Source organism: Hydrogenoanaerobacterium sp., assembly GCF_032017025.1.
Lineage (GTDB): Bacteria > Bacillota > Clostridia > Oscillospirales > Ruminococcaceae > Hydrogenoanaerobacterium.
The window spans coordinates 73,746-95,718 of record NZ_DALZQO010000009.1 but is presented as its reverse complement, the minus strand read 5'-3'; the positions used below and the strand labels follow the sequence as shown (position 1 = coordinate 95,718).

Here is a 21,973-nt window from a genome sequence, read left to right as displayed (position 1 = left end):
GATTCAATTTACAGTTTCTTTAAAATTGAACGTAAAATATTTAAAAAAGCAAGGGCAGAATTAGTCTGCCCTTGCTGCTGCTCATGCTGGTTACAGCATTTTATTGGTTCACTTTCTCAAGCCATTTAAGCTATCCTTCAATCAGTTTGCTCAACTCACCGGTGTGGTAAAGATATAGGCGGTGCAGAGGGCGGGTGCTCGCAACGTAAAGCAGCTTCCGGTCATCCTCTGTCTCATAGCTGTCGCGGTCTACACCATAAACAAATGCTGCGTCAAACTCTAGCCCTTTCGCCATATAAATGGGCAGGATATAGGTACCTGCACCGATTTCGCCCGTGTTTTCACCCACCAGACGAACATCGGTTTGAGAGGAAATACGGTGGTACAGCTCGCGCGCTTGCGTGAAGCTTTTGCAGAGAACTGCCATAGAGCCAAAGCCCTGCTCTGTGCATGCAGCAAGGTCGGTGAGCAGCTGCGCGTCCATTTCGTTTACAGCCTGTGCCGAGCGAATCTCCGGCTCCTGCTCGTGGCGATCAAAACTTACCTGCTGCGTGTCGCTGTCGATAAAGCGGCGGCTGAACGCGTTGATTTCGGTGGAGCAGCGGAAGCTTTTGTTCATGGTAGCGAGCGTGTTTTTGCGTTTGCAGAGGATATGCTGAATCTCCTCGTAGAGTGTAAGGTTCGCCTGTTTGGCTATGGTCTGGTTAACATCGCCCAATATGGTATAACGTGCATTGGGCAGCATCAGGCACAGCATCTGGTAATGGATGGGATAATAGTCCTGCGCTTCATCAATCACTACCTGCTTGATGTTACTGCTGGGTTTTGCTCCCGCCATCTTCAGCTGCAGGTAAAGCAGCGCCATTCCATCGGCATAGCTCACCGTCGGAGCGCATAGGCTTTTACCCATAAAATCGAGTATCTCATCTATATTTTGGGGCAGCGAAAGTTCACCTGCAATACGGTAAAACAGCGCCTTATCTGAAAGAAGTGCTTTGTAGACAGCCATAACATTTACGCGGGTAAAGGCGCGAATCTTGTGTGCCAACACCGTAGTTTCTTTAATCGAGAGGAGTCTTGCCCGCGCTTTTACTTCAAACTGGTGTTCCGGGTGTTCCAGAACAAATTTTTCAAGCTGCGCAAGGCGGGGCTTTTTTGCTTTGTGCAGCTGTTCAAACAGCTTCTCTTCTATTCTGCGCAGCCGCTTCGCAACCGGCATATTCACCCTGCCCTGCAGCAGCTCTTCACGCAGGGCCTGCCGCGTGGCTAAGCATTTTCCGCCATAGTGGATGTCGGGAATTTCAAGCAAGGTACGTTCGTAGTAGGTAATAAAGCGGTCGAGAATTTCACAGAATACAGCCGAAAGCTGAAACTCCATTGCCTCCTTACGCAAAGCCTGCTGTGTTTTATCGGTGTCTGTCATCAGCTGCTCCAGCGTGCTATTACGGCTGGTGAGTGTAATGTGTGCGCCAAAATAGTCCTCAAAGATATCCTCAAAGGTTTTGGTGGCGATGTTCTCCTCCCCGAGCTCCGGCAGCACCCCCGAGATGTATTTTCCAAACAGCGCATTCGGTGAAAGAATGATGATATTATTGGCAGATAAACCACCTGTCAGCCCCTGATACATCAGAAATGCGACACGATGCAGCGCAACCGAGGTTTTACCGCTGCCCGCTACACCCTGCACCATCAGTAGGTCGCTGTCCAGATCTCGGATGATGACATCCTGTTCACGCTGAATGGTCTCCACAATCGTTTTCATTTTGGGCGATGCATTTTTAGAAAGTACGCTGCGCAGCACGTCGTCCATTACATTAACGCTGGAATCAAAATAATAGTCCAGCTTGCCCTTTTTAATCTCATACTGGCGCTTGAGGTTCAGCTCACCCTTGATTTCGCCCAAAGGGGCACGGTAGCTCACCCTGCCCGGCTCACAGCGATAAAACAGGCTTGCAACCGGCGCGCGCCAGTCGTAAACATAGGCATCCAGGCCGTCGTCATCGGCAAGGCTGCCAATGCCGATATAGATTGGCTCGCGGTCATAGCCGTCCTCGGTAAAATCGATGCGTGCAAAGTACGGTGAATCGATCATATGCTCGTACATATGCAGGCGTTTCATCAGCATACGGTAGCTAATGGTTCGGGTTTCGATATTACCAAGCTCTTGATTCGCCTCGGTAAGCTTGTCAAAATCGTGCGAAAAATGCACGGTATTCTCATACATGTGCCGGTTTAATTCCACCAGCTTTTTCTTTTCGGTGATCGCTTCTTCCTGCTGTGCCACAAGGCGGGCCCGTGCAAGACCGGTCACCTTTTGCAGGTAAGCGCTCTCTATTTCAAATTCCTTGTCATAGGTTTGCAAGAAATCTTCCCCCTTTATGCGTATATCTTAATTTCTTATTATACCACATTTTCATCCGCATGCGGTAGTGCAAAGAAAAAAGCCCGCGCCCCGTAGGGCGCGAGCCGTTTGAACAGCCTCGTTATTTTTCGGCGACCGGTGCGGTGTAACGGCGAATCTCCATCGCGGTTGACTGCGGCGGAATGCTGAAGGTGGCAATGCCGTTGTAATAGATGTTGAGCTTGTCACCTGCTTTCAGTTCATCAAGGTTTAAATAGACCTGTGTTTCATCCGAGATGTGAAACACCGTCTCCATTCCCTCGCCCAGCGGCTTTAACAGCAGCGAGACTTTGTCGCTGCCTTCTTGGCGCATAACTTCAACCAGCTCGCCATTGAACACCGAGCGCTCTGCCGGCACCAGTAGGTTAACGGCAATCGCCTTTGCATACTGCTGCTTTTCGGTGGGCTCGCCACCATAGTAAACTTCGAGATATGCATTTTTCTCCAGCTTTTCACGCTCAAAGCTCAGCTTGGTATCTACTGTAATCGCCACAGGCAACGTGGATGGCGTAAAGCCAGTACCATCCACGCTTTTTAGTGTAAGCAATAAAATCTCAGAGCCTGACTCGGTCATGGCATCGATGGAAACTACCGTACCGCGGTACATTGCCGCATCGGCAACTATGAGCTTAGCGGTTTCTTCCTCAATGCTCTCGCTGGATGCTTCACTGCTCGCAGCCATACTTAAGTTATCGGGCTGCGACGATGCCGCTGACTCCTCAGCCTGTGATTGAGAGGGTGTGGTGGTACCACAGGCGGTAAAGGTGAGTGCCATCGCCACACAAAGCGCCACCGTACCGATTGCCAGAATAATTATTCGAAAAAACGTTGCGTTGTATTGATTCATTGAAATTCCCCTTTTCTGTTTTACCGTACAATATCCAACACCATAATAGTAACCCGAAAACAGGAAATTAATGCATTTGCCTGTAAATAATTATTTTTGCAAAGCGGTCATAAAAATTATGTCTTTATGCTCTAAACTTTTCGTTTCCCTTTATCAGCTCCATCATTTTTCATCCAATCTCGGTGCGAATAAAAATTTGTTGTGCGCACAACAAAAAATATGATATGATAAACCAAACTATGAACAAGGAGCCTTTTATTAAATGAACATGATTTGCAAACAACTCGACTATACCGCCTTCCCCATGCTAAAGCCCCTGTGGACAAAGCTGGTGGAAAACAACAGCAAAAACTCCACCTATTTTTCTGACCTGTATAAAATCTTTACCTTTGAGGTGCGCCAATCTTTTCTCGAAGAAAAAATAGCATCGGGCTGTGAGGTTGTGTTTTTTGTGCTGCTGCCCGAGGAGGGCGGAGAGCCTGCCGGATTTTGCGCGGTCAACTGCAACCGTGCACAAAGCGAAGGCGAGATTGAAATGCTGTATGTAGACGAAAGCCTGCGCGGCGGAGGTTACGGCAAGCTGCTGATGAACAAAGCGCTCGGTTTTTTGGATGAAAGCGGCATTGCCAACCAGAAACTATGCGTGGCATTCGGCAACAATAAGGCAGTCGGATTTTATCAAAAATTCGGGTTCTACCAGTTCACCACCGATATGCTTCGCAAATAAGCGCAATTACCAAACGAGGGCATCCACTGTAAGCGGATGCCCTCGTTTGCTTGTAAGCCTTATCACCGATCTACTCGGTTGCCGTTTTCTCTTTTTCCTCTGTTTTCTGTTGTTTCACAGCATCTAAAAAGCGTTTTGCCAACACACTGTAAAGGTTGTTTTTCATTACATAGTCGCGCCCGCGCTCACCCATAGCAGCACGCTCCGGCTCAGACATCTGTTTCATTGTTCCAATTGCCTTGGCAATCTGTTCACCGGTATTTTCCGGCACAATGATGCCGCAACGCGCAGCCTCCACCGGGTTTTCGGGTACATTCATAGCGCAGACAATGGGGCGCCCTGAATACATATAATCGTAAAGCTTGTTCATGCCCACGCCATAGCGGTATACCTCAAGCGGCAGCGCACCAATGTAAAGACAATCGGCAAGTGCCAGAATGCTCTGTACCTGGTTTTTTTCTACAGCGTCAAGGTACATAATGTTGCTGAGGTTATTCTGCTTGGCATAGCGTTTTAGCGGCGCCTTGTGCAGCCCGTTGCCAACCAGCATATACATGACGTCGCGGTCTGCATCTTTTGCCGATTCCACCAGCTCATCAAGCGCATTGGCGGGGGCAAATCCGCCGAGGTACATCACAATAAAATAGCCCTTATCGCGGTACCGAGCAATTAGGTCAATATGCCGCTGCGGCTGCTTTTTAGGGGCTTCCTGCTCCACAATGCCGTTGGGAATGTAGGTGAAATTACCGGTTTCAAAGCCCAGTTCTTTCATGTGCAAATCAACCTTCGGCAAAATAGAAATGACACAATCGGCGGTACGGTAGGCAAATTTCACTGCACGCCTGAGCGCCAGCATAATAGGGTGATAAGAGCTATAACCGTAAATTTCTATAAAGCTGTCGGGGTGCACATCGTGTACCTCGTATACCAGCTTAGCCTTCGTTATTGCGGCAATTTTACGGGCGGGGTAAATATCAAACGGATAGGTGGACGACGCAATTACAATATCGGGCTTATATTTTTCCGCCAGTAGCTGTACGTTGCGGTTTAAAGCCTGTACAAAACGATATACGTTTTTATAACGCTTGCGGTCATTTTCGGTATAGACGGGAGTTTTGATGAGCACAAAGCGCACCTGCTCAATCACTTTTTCATGAACAGACTCATGAATGGATGGATTTTTGCTGCGCAGATGCGAATAATCGGCTGCAACAATCGTAACATTGTGCCCCAGCTTGTTCCACTCCCGTGCAAGGTAATACGGGCGATACTCCATCCCCATTTCGGGGCTGCCCGCGTAATGATTGATTAACAGAATATTCAAACGCTTTCACCTGCCAGCTTTGCCAGATTTTTCATTGATAAGCGACGCGTAACCCTGCAGCAGCTTTTTACGCTCTTGTTCCCAGCAGTAGCGGGTTTCCACACCGCGCCTGCCGTTTTGACCCAGCTCCGTCGCCCGCTCGGGGGCATTGGTAAGGCTGAGCATTGCCTGCGCAATTTCATGGGTATCAGCGGGGTTTACAAATACCGCACAGTCGATTCCATCCAGCAAGGTACGCCAGTAGGGAAAATCTGACGCAATGGCCGGCAGCCCCGCTGCAAGATATTCCAGCAGCTTGATGGGCACCGATTGCACATAAGCAGGCGTTGGGTGCAGTGTTACCAGCCCCGCTGAGCAGCGGGACATCAGCTCGGCAACCTGTTCTCTGCCCAAAACACCGAGGTAAACGGTGTTTCTTCCGCCCATGCGCCGCACCTTATGCTGAAGATTTTGGGTTTCGAACCGCCCCGCCAGATATAACCGCACTCCTGCCAGAGACGCTGCCTGCACCATTTGCAGCAGCCCCCTGTTTTCTGCAAGCGCACCCACATAGCAAACCGCACGCTCGCGCGGCTGCTGTGCCAAAAGCGGGAATTCAGCGAGTATCGGGTAATTGTGCAGAGAGATTACGTGATTAGTTATGCCCATAAAACGCTGTGCTATGAGCTCGGTAGCACAAAAGATGAGATCAAACCGCCGCGCGGCATAATGCTCCACCCCTGCGGCTCCTCCTGCCGCACCGCCGCGCAGGTATTTCGGTATCCACTGCTTGCCGTGAATCTGCTTGGGCAGGTCTTCGTGTGCATCGTAAATTACCTGTATGCCGCGGCGTTTCAGCCACAGCCCCGCGGGCAGCAGCTCGGGGTCGTGCAGGTGGCAGATGTCGGGGTGCTGTGCCAACGCGGCACGGGCATACCGCAGCCACGAGCCCGCAATGCGCCCCACCCGGTTTTGCTCCACCGGTACCCGAATAAAACGGACACCGCTTTTGTCGCCGCTGTATTCATGGTTGAGCAGTGTAATGTCATAGCCCGCCTGCACAAGGGTAACCGCCTCCTTGTGAAAGATACGCACATCGTCATGCGGGTGCACGCTGGTACAAATCACAACCCGCTTCATCCGTTGAACAGCCCCTTTCTCTGTATGCGCTGATAGCGCAGATGCAGCAACATCAGTAGCGCGAACAGGTAGAAAAATTTATCGTACAGCAGCCCATAACGGTTGGAGACTAAACTGTTCAGCACCACAACCGCAAGCGCATTGCCGTAAAGCACCGCGGCAGTAAACGATTGAAACGCCAGCACTACACATGCCCATATCAGTGAACCTACCAGTAAAATGCCCAGCGCTGCCTTGATAAAGCCGCCGTTAAGCAAATCTGCCAACACAAAATTATGCGCCGAAAGCAGCCCCTTTTTGCCCTCGAGATGCTCATATTCTTTGGCAAGCTGTTCGTTTTCCACCTCGTCGTACAAAGCGATGTCGTAGGCAAAGCCTTTTCCGATTAGCTTTTCGGTGAAGGTATAGCTTTGGAATTCATTCCATGCAATGCCCCAAATTAGTTGGCGTTTTGTAAGCAAATTGCCCTCCGATACCGTTTCGTAGCGATCGGCGGCGCTGCCCTCGCCGGACCCACCGCTGCCGGATGGACCGTAGGAGCCATATTGATTATATTGCTTCTGCATATAGCCCTGCATCGCCATAGTGCCAAACCAAAACAGCGCTCCGGCCGCCACGGTTACCGCCATCATAGCAAGCAGCCCTTGCCAGCTTCTTTGGCGCAGTAAAAATACACACAACCAAAACGCTAAAATCAGCGGCAGCATTAAAAAGACGCGGCGCGAAGCGGAAAGATAGAGCACAATCAAGGTTACAGCGATATCTAACGTGAACAAAATGCATACAAGCGGGGTTCGTTCTGCGGTGATAAACAAATAAAACATACACAAAAAGCCAAGCAGCAGCGTGGTAGCAAATACATTGTAATCGCGCCGTAAGGTGAGGCGCAGGGTGTAGGGGATAGGAAAGATATGCAAAAGCAGGTAGTTCACCAGTGTAAACAGGGCGGTTACCCCTGCTGCCAGCCCAAGAGACCATAAAATAGAGCGCAGCTTTTGAATGCTATCCACATACACGAGCACACAGCCCGATAAAAACAGCATGAGTACAACCACCTTGTACTTTTCTATGCCAAGCTGCGGCATCGCCGAGTAGGCGATACCAAGCAGATCACAAACGAGGTATAGAAGCAAGAACACCGGCACCAGCCAGAAGCCACCGAAGCGCCCCGTAACGTCACGCAGAAAACCCGCTGCGTCAAGCCGCCCCCGGTCGATGAGCACAAGCATAAACAGCGCCGCGAGAACAATCAGCAGAATATCAAATATATAAAAGCTGTAGGTTGCCGCAAGCTCGAACAGCATTACAGCAAGCGTGCATTGCAATACAAAGCCAAACAGGCTTTCGCGGTCACGTAAAAATTGTGGCATCAGCATTTTCTCCTTCGTTTTACAAGTTTGGCCGCATACGTTAAAAAGATAAGATAACAGGCGGTGAGCAGAATGGTTTGTAAAATCAGGTATGCATTCAGTGTCAGCGGCTTGATGATATAGAATACCGCAGGCAGCACTGCGGCAATCAGCAGACTAGACTGCCATAGCATGGTGGGCATCTGGCGCCCCAGTACAATACCGGTAGAGCTGATAGGCGATACCAGAAAACGCACCGCAAAAAGTGGGATAAGGATGCGGAGCATAACGGCAGATTGTTCCCACTGCGCACCGAACACCAACCTTACCAAAGGTGATGCGATGATAAACAGCAGTGCAAACATCGGCAGAGAAACTGCTGCAAGTGCTGCGGTAACACGCCAAAACACCTTGCGCACATCCCCGCTGTTTTGATGAGTATCGGTAAGCTCTTTGGTAAATATCTGCCCGGTTGTGGTAGAAATCAGTGTGAGCGGAACCGCCAACACACGGTTGATGAGGGAGTAATACCCGAGCTGCTGTGCAGAATAGAACGCCGCGAGAAAAAAGCTGATACTGCTGAATGCCGCGGTATTGCATAGCGCACCGGGCAGCGTATATTTGGGAAAAGCATCGTAACGGCGCGCAACCGCCCTAAGGCTCAGTGCAGGCAGCTGGGTAGAATCCGGCTGCGCACTGCTTTGCTGAAAACCTTGTTTCGCTTGTGTATGATTACGGCAATGGGCGGCGACCTTTCGCCACATAAGCAGGCAGGCTACCCCATAAGCGATTGTTTGCCCCACAGTAAGTGCAAACGCACCCAGCCCTACGTAAAACAGCACAAGCTGGACGGCGACCATAGTCAGCGACTTAAAGATGTTGGCGGCAGTGATTCTGCGGTAACGCAGCAGGCGCGTATTGTAGTAGGTGAGTGCCGAGTGCATCCCCGTAAAAAATGAGCCGAGCGGCAGAAAATACAGCCAGCCGCTGCTTTGTACGCCAAATGTGGCTGATATATTCCCCGCAAACGGCAGCGCCAGTGCAATGGCAAGTGATAACACAATGCTGAGCGCAAAACAAAGCCGAAACAACGAAGCCGCTTCTTCATCCGTTCTTGCCGTAAGAATGGCAAAATCATATTTTAGGCATACAAGCTGTGACAAAATGTTTACCGCGCTGACAAACAGCGCATATTCGCCGAACTGTGCCGGTGTATACAGGCGGGCAAGCAATGGGGACGCCAATACCGGCAATGCCTGTGCCACTACCGAGCCGGAGAGCAGCACCCCGAAATTGCGCAGAAAGGAGCTTTTCGCCACGTTTTTCAGCAGTGACTTTGCGCGCTGCATCATGGCATACTCCCTTGTTCCCGCTGCTGTCCAAAGGTGGGCACCAGTGCGCGCACCGCGTCAAACAGGGGTTCTGCGCCCCCTTCTTGTTGCACCGCGTCATGCAAATGATTCAGCTGCCGGCGCAGCAGGTCTTCATCGGTTTGCACAGGCTTATTGATATAAATTTTGTCGCTGGCCGTTTTGTCGGTATCCTCCTCGGCAAGGCGCAGCTCTTCAAACAGTTTTTCGCCGGGGCGCATACCGGTAAACACAATTTGTATGTCGCGCTGCGGTATATACCCCGAAAGGCGTATCATATCACAGGCGAGGTCGTAAATCTTTACAGGTTCCCCCATATCGAGCACAAAAATTTCGCCGCCTTTTGCCATCGCCCCAGCCTCCAGCACAAGCTGCACCGCTTCGGGTATGGTCATAAAATAGCGGCGCATATCCGGGTGCGTAACGGTGACCGGCCCGCCGCGTTCAATCTGTGCCTTAAAGTGCGGCACCACACTGCCGCAGCTACCCAGAACATTGCCGAAACGTACCGCTGCAAAACGGGTGTCGCCCTGATGATCAAGCATTTGGATGCACAACTCTGCAATGCGCTTGGAGGCACCCATAATATTGGTTGGGTTTACTGCCTTATCGGTGGAGATCAGTGTAAAACGCCGCACACCGTTTTTCATTGCGGCTTTCGCAGTGCTCAAGGTGCCGAATACATTGTTTTTGATTGCCTCTTTTGGGTTCAGCTCCATCATAGGCACATGCTTGTGAGCGGCTGCATGAAACAGCAACTCGGGGCAGAACTCGGCCATCACTTCGTTCAGGCGGTCGTCATCGCGCACCGACCCTACGCATAGGCGATAGCGCGCCGGGTCAAAATTTTCGCGCAGCTCATTGTCCAAGGTGTACATGCCGTTTTCATGAATATCAAAGATAATAAGCAGCCGTGCTCCCATTGCAAGCACCTGTCGGCACAGCTCTGAACCGATAGAGCCGGCACCGCCTGTAATCATGACGCAGCGCCCGGTTACAAACTCACGCAGCAGCGACTGATTCAAATGTACGCTGTCGCGTCGGAGCAGGTCTTCGAGACAAATATCGTTGATGGCGGCGGTATCAAGCTTATTGTTCGCAAGGTCTTCAATGCTGCCGAACCGCTTTAAACGGCAATTCTGCTCGCGGCAGTCTTCCATCAGTTTAGACAGCAAATTGCGTGGAAAATGCTCAATGGCGAGGATTAGCTGCGTTGCGTGGGTGCGGCTGATAATTTCGGGGAGCTCCTGTGCTGTACCCAATACCCTTACATGCTGCACTTTCACTCCGCGCAGCTTGGGGTTATCATCCACAAATCCAACAACACGCATGCGTTCCTTAGGGTGGCTGATCAGCCGCTCGCACAAATAACGCCCCACTTCACCCGCACCATAGATAAGCACCCGCTCCATCGTACCACGGTCAATCAGCCCCTTGTAGCGTGCGCCAAAAAGCCGTACCAGCCGCACCGAAAGGCGTATGGCAAAGAGGAGCATCACCAGCAGCAGCGACTGTATTATCATTACCTCAAAGGGGATTCCAAGGCGGAGAAAGCGGTCGAGCAACAGCAGCAGGATTTCGGTGCCTGCCACTGCAAACAGCAGACGAACACTGTCTGCCACCGAAAACGCAGGCAGATAGCTACCACAGCCAAACAACAGCTCCAGCCCCATTAGAATAAGAAAGGTCGTGAGGATATATCGGTTTTGATTTTGCAGATAAAACTCGGGAATGTCACGCACAAACCCGAATTTGAGACGAAACCCAATCCAAACCGATAAGGCTGTCGCCACCAAATCAAATGCGGCTATGCGCAAAGTTAAAATCATACTACGCCGCTGCATCATCCTCGCTCCTTTCGTTTTAAAATGCAATTTACCTGTACTAGCATGTGAAAAATTCCCGAAGATATGCTTTTTTCAAAAAATTGCGTAAAAAAGTGAGCCTCTGAACCGTAGTAAACCAAAAAGAAAACATAAGAAATACACCCTCCGTTTGCAGCGGAAGGTGTATCATAAATTATAATAATCAGCTGAATTTTATGGCACATTTAGTCCTCGTTGATGAATGCGTCATGAATTGCATTGAGCGCTTTTTCGGAATCCTTAAGCTCAATGAGCACCGAAATTTTAATCTCACTGGTGGAGATCATCTGGATGTTGACACCCGCCTCAGAGAGTGCCTCAAACATTTTGGAGGCAACGCCGGGGTTACTTTGCATACCTGCGCCAACCACAGAAACTTTGGAGATATTATCATCGCATACAACAGCATGTGCGTTCAAATTTTCTTTAATCGCATCCAGAATTTCGATTGCGAGGTCTTTATGCGAACGAGAAGTTGTAAAGCTGATGTCTTTGGTACCGTCGCGGCCGATCGACTGAAGAATAATATCGACGTTGACCTTTTTCGCAGCCAGCTGAGAGAATATTTTAAACGCAACACCCGGTGTATCGGGTACGCCAATGATGGAAATACGAGCGACGTCATTATCACGCGCCACACCTTTGATTAACATTTTCTCCAATTTAATAACCTCCTTAATCTGTGTGCCGGGTTTTCTTTCCAGACTGGACAGTACCTCCATGGGTACTGAATATTTTTTAGCCATCTCCACCGAACGGTTATGCAGAACATTTGCGCCAAGCGACGCAAGCTCCAGCATCTCGTCATAAGTAATTTCATCCAGCTTTTGTGCATTCGGTACAATGCGCGGGTCGGCAGTGTAAACGCCGTCCACATCGGTATAAATTTGGCAATTGTCGGCATGCAGTGCAGCTGCAATCGCCACTGCGCTGGTATCTGAGCCGCCGCGGCCGAACGTTGTAATATCGTCGTAGCGGTTGATGCCCTGGAAACCCGCTACAATTACAATATTGCGCTTACCAATCTCGTTTTCGAGGCGCTCCTTGTTAATGCGGCGAATTCTTGCTCGGGTGTGGCTGGAATCGGTTAAAAAGCCTGCCTGCCAGCCGGTGAGAGATTTTACGGGAAAGCCCATTTTATCAATCGCCATTGCCAGCAGTGACATTGAAATCTGCTCGCCTGCAGACAGCAGCACGTCCATTTCACGCTGAGATGCATTGGTATTGATTTCCGCAGCCTTTTCGATTAAGTCGTCGGTGGTATCACCCTGTGCAGACACTACGGCGATTACGTCGTTGCCCTCTGCATAGGTATCGGTGATAATCTTTGCCACGTTAAAGATACGCTCGGCATTTGCAACCGATGTGCCGCCAAATTTCTGAACAATCAGAGCCATTGTCTTACCTCCTAAATCTTTGCGCGTATATGAAAAAACGAATCGCAATTAGCTTACTTTATTATATTACAATCAAAGCCGATGATTGACAATATTTTTCTTAAAAACGTCAGTTTCGGGGGGGACCTGTCTTAAGTATTAAGGAATGATTCTTGCCCCGACGTTATCGATGGAGAGTACATTTACCTTCCAGCCGGTAAAACCGTTCTGTTCCAAAAATTCGCGTACAATGCCTTCAAACTCAAAGTTGCCCGAGCTGATGATGGACATCAGCGTGCTGCCCGCGCCGCTGATGTAAGAAGCGTAGGCGCCATGCTTATAGCTCATTTCGAGCACGTCATGCGCACCGTTGATGAGCGAAAGCCGGTAAGGCTGATGCAGGCGGTCATCTGCTGCAATGCGCAGGTTTTGGTAGTTGCGTGAATACAGCGAAACAGACATCAGTGCCGCACGCGAAAGGTTAAACACGCCGTCTTTATGCGGAATTTCCTTGGGCAGCGCTTCACGTGCAAATTTAGTTTTCAGCTCAAAGTCGGGGATGATTGTGACAAAGCGCAAATCCTCCGCAATTTCTTGCTTTACGTAGTAAACCTTACCGTTTTCGAGCACCGCGGTAACTAAACCGCCAAGCAACGCAGGGGTGGAGTTGTCGGGGTGCCCCTCCATTGTCGCCGCAATGTTGACAAGGTCGCTCGTACGCAACGGGTTGCCAAGCATAGCGTTCGCACCCACCAAGCCACCTACAATACAAGCAGACGAACTGCCAAGGCCACGCGCCATAGGGATGTTATTGACCTGCTCAATGCGCACACCCTGAAGCGGTTTATCGCAAAGGTCGTAGATATATTTTACACATTTGTAAACGAGGTTGCTTTCATCGGTGGGTATTTTTACTCCGTCCTGTGCAACAATCTCGACCCTATCGTGCTCTTCTAAATTCACATAGTTGTACATCGAAACCGCAAGCCCCAAACTGTCAAAGCCAGCACCGATATTAGCACTGGTAGCGGGAATCTGTACCTTTATCATATAACAATAGCCCCTTTTTTGTGGAATGATTAATAGCCCAGCACTCTTACCTTGCCAAGCACCTGTAAGCCCTTCTCTGCAACCTGCTCAAGCTTTTGGCTCACCTCACGCTCGGTAAGAACCGGCGAAATAAACGCAAATTCATCGTCTATACCGCTGCGGTAGATAGGCTTTATCTCACCGAACAAATCGCCGATCACTTTGGTTGCTTTGTCAAAGTTGTCGTAGCCGATGCGTACATACATGCTCACTTCGGCATCCAAGTAATCGGTGACCGTATTATGGGCGGGGTTATCCTCCCAGCGCAGCGAGGTGCTGCTGTGCTCCGCCTTGGCCGCGTCTACAATGTCTGCCACTACAGCCGATGCGGTGGGTAGCTTGCCCGCACCCTTGCCATAAAACACCACATCACCCGTTGCATCGCCACGTACCAACACTGCGTTAAACACATCATCCACGCTCGAAAGCTGGCTGTCGCTGCTTACAAACGCAGGGCTAACCATAGCGGCTACCTTGCCATCGGGCAGACGTTTTGCCCGGCCGATCAATTTGATGACGCCGCCCCAGTTTTTGGCGTATTCCACGTCCTCAAGGGTAAGCTCGGTAATGCCCTCGGTGTAAACCTCGTCGGGGTACACATGCTTGCCAAAGGCAAGGGACGCCAAAATGCAGATTTTACGACAGGCATCGTGCCCTTCCACATCCGCGGCGGGGTTGCGCTCTGCGTAACCAAGCTTCTGAGCCAATGCAAGGGCATCTGTAAAGGACATCTGCTCGCGAATCATCTTCGTTAAAATAAAGTTGGTGGTACCGTTTAAAATACCGGCAATCTCGTCGATTTCATTCGCAACAAGGCAGGCATGCAGGGGACGGATGATGGGAATGCCACCGCCAACGCTTGCTTCAAAAAAGAAGTTGACATCATGCTCGTTTGCAACCTTCAGCAGCTCTGCGCCCTTTGCCGCAACCAGCTCTTTGTTCGAGGTGACAACACTTTTACCCGCCTCCAGGCAACGCTTCACGTACGTAAAGGCGGGGTCAAGCCCGCCCATAACCTCAACTACAATGCTGATTTCAGGATCATTGACAATCAGCTCAAAATCTTTGATAAATTTATCTGCATAAGGTAAATCCGAAAATTCACGCAGGTCCAGTACATACTTAATATCCATCTCTTTGTTTGCCTTGCGCTCCATACTTGCACGGTTTTTATAGAAAACTTCGAGCACACCTGAGCCAACCACACCGTGCCCCATAACTGCTATATTCAACATTACGTTATCCTCCAATTTAAGACAAAATAATAAAGGTGCCCTTGCGTTTTTGCAAAAGCTTTCTGGTTAACTGCCCGATAACAGCTTTGCATCCACTACACCGGTAAGCGCTCTGATTTGTAAAACCAGCTCCTGCTCCGTGCAGTTAATCGAGTTAATCTTTGCTGAAATTGATACATGCGCAACCGAGTCCACCGGAATGTTCTGATTGAGCGTTAATATATTCGCACCTGAGGTGTATAGCTGCGAAATCACCGAGGAGAGTACTCCCGGCTCATCGGCAAGTGTTGCATAGATCGTAACAATGTTATCACTCATTTTGCTGTTGTACTGTTGCACACAATCTTTGTATTTGTAAAAAGCACTGCGCGAAATACCTGCAAGCTTTGCCGCCTCGCTTGAGCTTTTCGCCTTACCCTGCGCAATCATTTTTTTGGCAAAAACAACCTTCAAAAAAACCTCCGGCAGTACATCCGTATCCACAAGAAGGAACTTTGGCTTATCCATTGTTTGTACACCTCCCAAGCACATTTGTATCGTTGTGATATACACTATAACATTCTATGCCGCATTGCACAATTTTGAATTCGGCTTATAATCCCAGATTCATCCTCATAATGGGGCATTTTCGAAAGATACATTGGATTTCCTTCTGTTCTCTTCCGTTTTCAAAATGTTATAAAGCTATCGTCTATTATTTGTTTACTTCTAGGCTAAATTTTGGTTAGATTCACACTAAAGTGCATCTCTGTAAGAAATAAAATTTTACTTGCCTGTTTTTGGGGTATCTATCGCTTCATAATTACGGCACCGATAGGAATATTATAATAATGTTCACTGAACAAATACAATTTTCAAATCGCATTTGCAAAAGTCCGTATTATGCGAACTTTCGGTGGCAAAACACATCTGTTCTGCAGGCATCGATAGAAAGCGGGGTGAGATTTTTGACACTGGACGGCAAGCTTAAATTTTTGGTGAATACGTTGTATACAATGGTTGTGCTGGCACTCACTTTTTTTGTATTAAAGTACTTAATTTGGTGGCTACTGCCGCTGGTGCTGGGCTTTCTCATTGCATTTGCACTAAAGCCTGTTGTGAACGCTGTGTACCGAATGTCCAGTGCTACGCGCCGTTTCTGCGCGATAATGGTACTGCTTTGCGCCTATACCGTACTGTTTGCACTGCTTTGGCTGGTGCTGCTGCGGCTGATAACCGGTTTGCGCGGGCTGTTTATTTCACTGCCACAAACCTATAATACCATTATTGCACCCAGCGTAACAAGCCTAAGCGCACAAATCTCTGCTCTGCTCGAACCGTTCTTTCCCGAGTTGGGCGCACAATTCGCAAACCTTTCCGATATGATTACCGAACAGCTAGGCAACTTCATCAGCGGTGTTTCCGACCGTCTTATCGAATCGATTGGCTCGATTGTAAAGGCAATCCCCGCATTTATGCTTACATTTTTATTTACGATTCTTTCGTCGTTTTTTATCTCAATGGATTATACCAACGTCGTAAGCTTTTTGGCACGATTGGTACCCAAACAGCACCGTAAAACGCTTTTCGCACTCAAAGATTTTCTTGTGACAACGGTGTTCAAATACGCGAAAGCATATTTGCTGCTGCTGCTCATCACATTTACAGAGGTTTGGGCGGGGCTGGGGCTGCTTCGTGTACCGGGCAGTATCTATTGGGCGGTGGGCATTGCGGTGGCAGACCTGCTGCCTGCCATCGGCACAGGGCTTATTCTTATCCCGTGGTCGGTGCTTTCCTTTGCACAGGGTGACAAATTTCTTGGCATTGGTCTGCTGGCATTGTACGGGGTCATCACCGTAGTACGCAACCTCATTGAGCCTAAAATTGTGGGGGATAACATCGGTCTCCCCCCACTTGTCATCATCACCTCTATGTTTTTCGGGCTTAAGCTGTTTGGCGCGGTAGGCATGTTTTTAGCACCAATCTTCGTTTTAATCTTAAAATTTTTAAACGACACCGGCAGGGTCCACCTGTGGGAAATTCCACCCAAACAAAAATAATCCCCTCTATCCAAACGGATAAAGGGGATTTTTTACGCTTAGCGAATCTCTTCGGACTCAATTGCACCGCTGTGGAGGGTGCAGTTGCCGGGAAGAGCGCTCTCTTTATACCAACCGTTTGCAGTTTTGGGGCAGGATGGCGTTGCAAGATCGCCCGATTCGGTGCAGTATGCCTTTTGAACTACACCGCCGCTGGTTGGGAACGCCTTGTTCGCCTGACCTTTGCTTACTTCTGACATAACACGCTGCCAAATTTGTGGCGGCGGATAGGGGCTGTATCTTGGAATGCCTGCGTTTTCTTTGTCGTAGCCAAACCACACGCCCGAGACATAATATGGCGTTCCGCCAACAAACCATTGGTCCTTATCCATACTGGAGGTACCGGTTTTACCCATGGTGGGGAGATTACTCAGCCTTGCATTAGAGCCTGTACCGCCGGTTACCACGCTTTGCAGTAGTTTGTTCATCACTTCGGCGGTGTCTTCAGAAATAACACGCCTCGGCACATCGTCTGCTTCCAAAAGAACGTTGCCTTGGTTATCCACCACCTTGGTGTAGGAATGCGGCTCATAATAGAGCCCTCCGTTGCCGAATATCTGGAACGCCGCTGTCATATCCAGTACCGAAATACCGCCGCTCATGCCGCCCAAAGCAAGCGGAGAATAGTCGATGTCGTGCTTTGGGTCGAGCGTATTGATATTCAGGTTATTTTTAAGGAAGTCAAACGACACCTGCGGGGTGAGCATATCCAACGTTTTGACGGCAATGGTATTAACCGAGTTCTGAATCGCTCTGTCGATTGTGAGCATACCGTCGTATCTGTTGTAATAGTTAGTAGGCCACGGAGTACCCGCTACCACCTTTTTCTCAACAATATTTCCATCCTCGTCCTCTTCTTCCACAGTTTTTATCACATCGGAAGCGCGAACAAGCTGCCCATTGACGAGATAGCCGAACGGGCTGTCGTCGGTTAGGTAAGACCAATGTATTAGATCAAGGTCGAGTGCAGGGGCATAAACCGAAATCGGCTTGATCGATGAACCTGTCTGGCGTACGCCGTCGGTGGCAAGGTTAAAGGTACGGTCACCGGTTTTTTCACCCCTGCCGCCCGCAATACCCTTGATGTTGCCTTGATAATCCATAATTACCATGGCAGACTGCGGCTGCTTGTCGCCAAGGCTGTTGCCGTATGCCTTTCCGCCATTGGTGATGTAATAGCCGGTTACTTTTTGAAAAATGGATTTCTGCGGGTCGTAGTTGATTTCGTTAGTAATAAATCTTTCATCGAGAATATTCTGAACTTTCTCATCAACTGTGGTGTAGATGGAGAGACCGCCGTTGTACACTAGGTCCCACGCTGCCTGTTTTTCATAGCCAAGCTGGGTGCACATATCGCTGATGACTTCTTCAATTACATAATCGACGAAATAAGTGTAAATATCGGAACGGGTTTGTTGCGCCGTGCTGGATTTGATGACAAGCTCTTGATTTTTGGCAGCCTCATATTTTGCTTCGAGCGCTTTTTTCTCGGCCGCATACTCACTTTGGCTAATTCTTCCGCCAACTACAGGGCCATACTCGGTTTTGGCCTTTCCGTCAAGCCTTGCTTTGAGCATGGTCAGCTCAATATCCAGCATATTGTCGAGCACATATTTACGCCTGACTCGGTTGTTTTCCTCATGGCCAAGCAGCTCATATTTGCTGGGGTTTTGCGTAATCGCAATAATAGCCGCACATTCGGCAGTATCCAATTCACCTACATCTTTATCAAAGAACAGGTTTGCAGCCGCCTGTACGCCATATACGTTGTTGCCCGTTGTGGCCGTATTCAGGTACGCTTCCATAATATCGTCCTTGGAATACTCTTTCTCAAGTGCCAATGCACGAAAGATTTCCTTAAGCTTACGGTCGATACGCACCTGCTTGTCGCCCGAAATGTTTTTGATCAGCTGCTGCGTTATGGTTGAACCGCCCGTTGTTTCACCGCCCACAACCATGTTGAGAAACGCCTTAAAGGTCATCTTCCAGTCAACACCTTGATGTGTCTGAAAGCGTTTGTCCTCGGCTGCCATTACGGCAAGCTGCATCTCCTTTGGAACTTTATCAAAATCTACCCAAATTCGGTTTTCGTTGCCTTTTATCACCTGTAGCGGGTAATCTTCACCCGTTTCGGCGTTTTGTGCATATAATGTGGTTGTGTAGTTCAGTTCCAGGTTACGCAGATCAAATTCGGTCTGGTCATCGAGAAAGTTTACAATGTACACCGTCATCACCGATGCCACAATAGAACCTGTGATTACCATAATCAAAAAAATGGTGACAAACGTTTTTCCAATGATGGAAAGCGTGCCTTTTACTCCCTGCATTACCGACATACTTTGCGGCTTTTTGCGGGGAGGACGATTTGTATTGTTTTGGCTGCCCGCTGCATTTCTGTTGCCCTGTGCATTTGGATTCACAGGACGCCGCGGACGTTCCGGCAAATTGTTATTAGAACCCATAGGTTTTTTCGCCCCCTTGTATTCTCTAGTATTATACCATATTCCAAAACTTAAATGTTAATTTTTTTAAAAGGAATTGGCTGTCAAAATTTTTTCATACAGCACATTTCGCAATAAATTGATATTAAGATAAATTTTTTGTTGTTTGCATAGCTTTTTTGTTTTTCGCCCAGAATAGGGTTAAAATAAGTTTTATCAGAAAGGTAGGGACGCTTTGATGCGCACAGGATTACCTGTCACCATGCTATCTCTTGTTGCCGCTGTGGCACTAAGCTTTGCCCTTGTAAAGTGGTCGACGCCCAATCAGCCCGTCCCCATGAATCAGGAGGCCCAAGCAGTGCCGATTGAAAACTCTGCCGACTACGAATATTTACTAAAAGATTACCGCGGCAGGCTTGCTGTTTTTCACCGTGGTGCTACCGACCCAGACCTGATATTCGATGTGTATATTCAAAGTCTGCCCGATTTTGACCGCGGGCAACTTAAAAATGGCGTTGCAGCAAAAGATTATTCCGAGCTGGTGGCATTAATTGAAGATTATACAAGCTAGCGGGTTGAAAAACACCGGCCTTTTCTGTACAATAGCATTATAGCTTTTTTGGTAGTAAACCGGAAAAGTAAGCATTGGCAATTGCTGTAGCATACAGAAAGGAGCATCACCTATGAAGTTTCATTTTGCACACAACAATCTGAACGTTTTAGATTTGGAGAAATCTCTTGCTTTTTACAAAGAAGCGCTCGGGTTGCATGAGGCACGGCGTAAAAACGCGGAGGACGGTAGTTTTATTCTGGTTTATCTCACAGATGAGAATGAGAACTATCAGCTTGAGCTGACATGGCTGCGTGACCGTCAGGACCCGTACAACCTGGGAGACAATGAAATTCACCTCGCGTTCACCACCAATGATATGGAAGCGGCACATGCAAAACACAAAGAGATGGATTGCATCTGCTTTGAGAACCCCGCTATGGGCATCTACTTTATTTCCGACCCCGACGGCTATTGGCTGGAGGTAGTCCCCCAAAGAGATTGATATGTTTACAAAAGAGGCGCTGAGGCGCCTCTTTTTTTATTGCTTTTTCGGCTGAGAATAACAATATGGCTGAAAAATTTACCTCCGTCTTTTTTACTTACCGTTTTCATATAGTTTTATAAAGTGCTATAGAATGCCTGCTGAACAAATTAAAAATACAACAGCAGCGAGAGATCGACGGTATTTTTGATTTGTTCAAGTGCAAGGGTTTTTATGTAAAAGCATAGAGCCCCTTGTACCTTGGATTTGGGACAGTGGTTTCAAATCCAAGCAGGAGATGAATCAATATAGAGGAGGCGGCGGCTTGGATTTTTTATTGAGAATCAACCAACGTATTAACGGTGTGGTATGGGGCCCCGCCATGCTTATTCTTCTGATTGGTACGGGCGTATACTTTTCGCTTTGTACGGGTTTTTTCCAGTTTACTCATTTCCGGTGCATGCTTCGCGTGACGCTTGGGGGTATCTTCAGTAGAAGAAGGGACAAAAGCCGTAAGGGAATCTCTCCGCTTCAGGCGGTTTCCACCGCACTTGCTGGCACCATGGGTGTGGGAAATATCACAGGGGTTGCAACCGCAATCTCTCTGGGCGGGGCAGGGGCAATTTTTTGGATGTGGGTCAGCGCACTGTTCGGTATGATGACGAAATACGCCGAGGTTGTGCTTGCTGTAAAATTCCGGGGTACCGATAAAAACGGGGCGCATTACGGCGGCCCCATGCTGTATTTAAGCAAAGGGTTGCACGCACCTGTTTTGGCTTGGGTGTTTTCACTGCTGTGCGTTACCGCAAGCTTTGGCATTGGCAACATGACGCAGGCAAACGCAATTTCAGGCGCAATGCTGGCAAGCTTTTCAATTCCGGTATGGGTATCGGGCGTTGCAGCAGCTGCTGTCGTAGGGCTGATTGTAGTCGGCGGGCTGCGCCGCATCGCAACTATCACCGAGCTTACCATTCCGCTCATGTCCGTGCTTTACATCCTGTTTGCACTCATCGTAATCGGTAAAAATATTATGGCGGTGCCCGACGCGCTCTCTCAAATTGTACAAGGTGCATTTAACACGCGCTCTGCTCTGGGCGGCTGCGGCGGCTACAGCATTGCCAGGGCCATGCATTACGGCTTTGCGCGCGGGGTGTTCTCGAACGAGGCCGGGCTTGGTAGCGCACCCATTGCACATGCTGCCGCCGATACCGACAGCCCCGTTCAGCAGGGCATGTGGGGTATGTTTGAAGTGTTTGCCGATACCTTGGTGTGCTGCACGCTTACCGCTCTGGTGCTGCTCACCACGGGTGTGCTTGAACTGCCACTGGAGGGCGGTGCTATGACCTCCGCGGCGTTCTCGCATTCGCTGGGCAGCCTTGGGGGCGTATTTGTATCAGTTTCGCTGGTGTTCTTCGCAATTTCGTCAATGCTGGGCTGGTGCTATTACGGCGAAGCAAGCTTGCGCCACCTTACAGGCGGCAGCCCGCTTGCAGCATGGGTGTACCGTTACCTGTTCATTTTGCTCATCCCCGTGGGGGCAGTCACACAGCTGGAGACTGTATGGAGCATTTCAGATACCTTAAACGGACTGATGGCAGTGCCCAACCTAATCGGTATTCTGGGGCTTTCCGGCGTGGTTTTTACCCTGACACGCGATTATATTAAAAAGGAGCATCGCTAAAATCTGTTCACAAATTTATGCTATGATGGCCTTATTC

Annotated in this window: 17 protein-coding genes; 5 read left to right on the top strand and 12 right to left on the bottom strand. The window is 49.1% G+C overall.

Features of this window, described 5'->3' with window-relative positions; translation table 11 throughout:
- Positions 1-130: 130 nt before the first annotated feature.
- Together RTV33_RS07500 and RTV33_RS07495 are read right to left on the bottom strand one after the other, a co-directional pair.
- Complete coding sequence (locus tag RTV33_RS07500; protein WP_312643064.1) at positions 131-2,362, bottom strand: ATP-binding domain-containing protein; 2,232 nt, start codon at positions 2,360-2,362, stop codon at positions 131-133.
- Between the two features lie 121 nt (positions 2,363-2,483).
- The gene (locus tag RTV33_RS07495; RefSeq protein WP_312643062.1) at positions 2,484-3,248 is read right to left on the bottom strand and encodes a hypothetical protein; all 765 of its coding nucleotides are present in this window, start codon (positions 3,246-3,248) and stop codon (positions 2,484-2,486) included.
- A gap of 262 nt (positions 3,249-3,510) precedes the next feature.
- Here RTV33_RS07495 and RTV33_RS07490 point away from each other — a divergent pair, with 262 nt between their 5' ends.
- Positions 3,511-3,975 carry a GNAT family N-acetyltransferase gene (locus RTV33_RS07490; RefSeq protein WP_312643060.1) on the top strand — a complete coding sequence of 155 codons (465 nt, stop codon included), beginning with the start codon at positions 3,511-3,513 and terminating at the stop codon, positions 3,973-3,975.
- A gap of 70 nt (positions 3,976-4,045) precedes the next feature.
- Here RTV33_RS07490 and RTV33_RS07485 read toward each other — a convergent pair whose 3' ends face one another.
- From RTV33_RS07485 to RTV33_RS07445, 9 genes are all read right to left on the bottom strand, one after another.
- Positions 4,046-5,299 (bottom strand): glycosyltransferase family 4 protein, encoded by a 1,254-nt coding sequence (locus RTV33_RS07485; protein ID WP_312643058.1) that lies wholly within the window; start codon positions 5,297-5,299, stop codon positions 4,046-4,048.
- A 6-nt stretch (positions 5,300-5,305) separates the two neighbouring features.
- Positions 5,306-6,418 carry a glycosyltransferase family 4 protein gene (locus RTV33_RS07480; protein WP_312643057.1) on the bottom strand — a complete coding sequence of 371 codons (1,113 nt, stop codon included), beginning with the start codon at positions 6,416-6,418 and terminating at the stop codon, positions 5,306-5,308.
- Positions 6,415-7,788, bottom strand: a complete 1,374-nt coding sequence (locus RTV33_RS07475) for an O-antigen ligase family protein (RefSeq protein ID WP_312643055.1) — start codon at positions 7,786-7,788, stop codon at positions 6,415-6,417. The genes RTV33_RS07480 and RTV33_RS07475 overlap by 4 nt, the downstream gene beginning before the upstream one ends.
- Positions 7,788-9,119, bottom strand: a complete 1,332-nt coding sequence (locus tag RTV33_RS07470) for an oligosaccharide flippase family protein (RefSeq protein ID WP_312643053.1) — start codon at positions 9,117-9,119, stop codon at positions 7,788-7,790. The genes RTV33_RS07475 and RTV33_RS07470 overlap by 1 nt, the downstream gene beginning before the upstream one ends.
- Positions 9,116-10,981 (bottom strand): nucleoside-diphosphate sugar epimerase/dehydratase, encoded by a 1,866-nt coding sequence (locus tag RTV33_RS07465; protein ID WP_312643051.1) that lies wholly within the window; start codon positions 10,979-10,981, stop codon positions 9,116-9,118. Before RTV33_RS07465 ends, RTV33_RS07470 begins: the two co-directional genes overlap by 4 nt.
- Positions 10,982-11,187: 206 nt before the next feature.
- Entirely contained in the window at positions 11,188-12,399 is a 1,212-nt protein-coding gene (locus RTV33_RS07460) for an aspartate kinase (protein ID WP_312643049.1), read from the bottom strand.
- Positions 12,400-12,537: 138 nt separating this feature from the next.
- A complete protein-coding gene (gene thrB / locus RTV33_RS07455) occupies positions 12,538-13,428 on the bottom strand; it encodes a homoserine kinase (RefSeq protein WP_312643047.1) in 891 nt (296 codons plus the stop codon).
- A gap of 29 nt (positions 13,429-13,457) precedes the next feature.
- Positions 13,458-14,702: a homoserine dehydrogenase gene (locus RTV33_RS07450; RefSeq protein ID WP_312643045.1), complete on the bottom strand. Its 1,245-nt coding sequence runs from the start codon at positions 14,700-14,702 to the stop codon at positions 13,458-13,460.
- A gap of 66 nt (positions 14,703-14,768) precedes the next feature.
- Positions 14,769-15,209 carry an ACT domain-containing protein gene (locus RTV33_RS07445; RefSeq protein WP_312643044.1) on the bottom strand — a complete coding sequence of 147 codons (441 nt, stop codon included), beginning with the start codon at positions 15,207-15,209 and terminating at the stop codon, positions 14,769-14,771.
- Positions 15,210-15,649: 440 nt separating this feature from the next.
- On the opposite strand from RTV33_RS07445, the gene ytvI reads away from it, so the two are divergent.
- Entirely contained in the window at positions 15,650-16,741 is a 1,092-nt protein-coding gene (gene ytvI / locus RTV33_RS07440; RefSeq protein ID WP_312643042.1) for a sporulation integral membrane protein YtvI, read from the top strand.
- Between the two features lie 38 nt (positions 16,742-16,779).
- Here the strand turns inward: ytvI and RTV33_RS07435 are convergent, their stop codons facing one another.
- The gene (locus tag RTV33_RS07435) at positions 16,780-19,242 is read right to left on the bottom strand and encodes a transglycosylase domain-containing protein (RefSeq protein WP_312643040.1); all 2,463 of its coding nucleotides are present in this window, start codon (positions 19,240-19,242) and stop codon (positions 16,780-16,782) included.
- A 217-nt stretch (positions 19,243-19,459) separates the two neighbouring features.
- Between RTV33_RS07435 and RTV33_RS07430 the strand changes: the two genes are divergently transcribed.
- The 3 genes from RTV33_RS07430 (at position 19,460) to RTV33_RS07420 (ending at position 21,936) form a co-directional block, all read left to right on the top strand.
- Positions 19,460-19,792, top strand: coding sequence for a hypothetical protein (locus RTV33_RS07430; RefSeq protein WP_312643038.1), 333 nt, complete (start codon positions 19,460-19,462; stop codon positions 19,790-19,792).
- A gap of 112 nt (positions 19,793-19,904) precedes the next feature.
- Positions 19,905-20,276: a VOC family protein gene (locus RTV33_RS07425; RefSeq protein WP_312643036.1), complete on the top strand. Its 372-nt coding sequence runs from the start codon at positions 19,905-19,907 to the stop codon at positions 20,274-20,276.
- Positions 20,277-20,580: 304 nt separating this feature from the next.
- Positions 20,581-21,936: a sodium:alanine symporter family protein gene (locus tag RTV33_RS07420; protein WP_312643034.1), complete on the top strand. Its 1,356-nt coding sequence runs from the start codon at positions 20,581-20,583 to the stop codon at positions 21,934-21,936.
- The last annotated feature ends 37 nt before the right edge of the window (positions 21,937-21,973 follow it).

Coding starts and splice junctions, on each gene's coding strand:
- RTV33_RS07475 (WP_312643055.1), bottom strand. CDS start 7,788: ATGCCACAATTTTTACGTGACCGCGAAAGCCTGTTTGGCTTTGTATTG.
- RTV33_RS07470 (WP_312643053.1), bottom strand. CDS start 9,119: ATGATGCAGCGCGCAAAGTCACTGCTGAAAAACGTGGCGAAAAGCTCC.
- RTV33_RS07480 (WP_312643057.1), bottom strand. CDS start 6,418: ATGAAGCGGGTTGTGATTTGTACCAGCGTGCACCCGCATGACGATGTG.
- RTV33_RS07425 (WP_312643036.1), top strand. CDS start 19,905: ATGAAGTTTCATTTTGCACACAACAATCTGAACGTTTTAGATTTGGAG.
- RTV33_RS07445 (WP_312643044.1), bottom strand. CDS start 15,209: ATGGATAAGCCAAAGTTCCTTCTTGTGGATACGGATGTACTGCCGGAG.
- RTV33_RS07460 (WP_312643049.1), bottom strand. CDS start 12,399: ATGGCTCTGATTGTTCAGAAATTTGGCGGCACATCGGTTGCAAATGCC.
- RTV33_RS07430 (WP_312643038.1), top strand. CDS start 19,460: ATGCGCACAGGATTACCTGTCACCATGCTATCTCTTGTTGCCGCTGTG.
- RTV33_RS07450 (WP_312643045.1), bottom strand. CDS start 14,702: ATGTTGAATATAGCAGTTATGGGGCACGGTGTGGTTGGCTCAGGTGTG.
- RTV33_RS07435 (WP_312643040.1), bottom strand. CDS start 19,242: ATGGGTTCTAATAACAATTTGCCGGAACGTCCGCGGCGTCCTGTGAAT.
- RTV33_RS07490 (WP_312643060.1), top strand. CDS start 3,511: ATGAACATGATTTGCAAACAACTCGACTATACCGCCTTCCCCATGCTA.
- RTV33_RS07495 (WP_312643062.1), bottom strand. CDS start 3,248: ATGAATCAATACAACGCAACGTTTTTTCGAATAATTATTCTGGCAATC.
- thrB (WP_312643047.1), bottom strand. CDS start 13,428: ATGATAAAGGTACAGATTCCCGCTACCAGTGCTAATATCGGTGCTGGC.
- RTV33_RS07465 (WP_312643051.1), bottom strand. CDS start 10,981: ATGCAGCGGCGTAGTATGATTTTAACTTTGCGCATAGCCGCATTTGAT.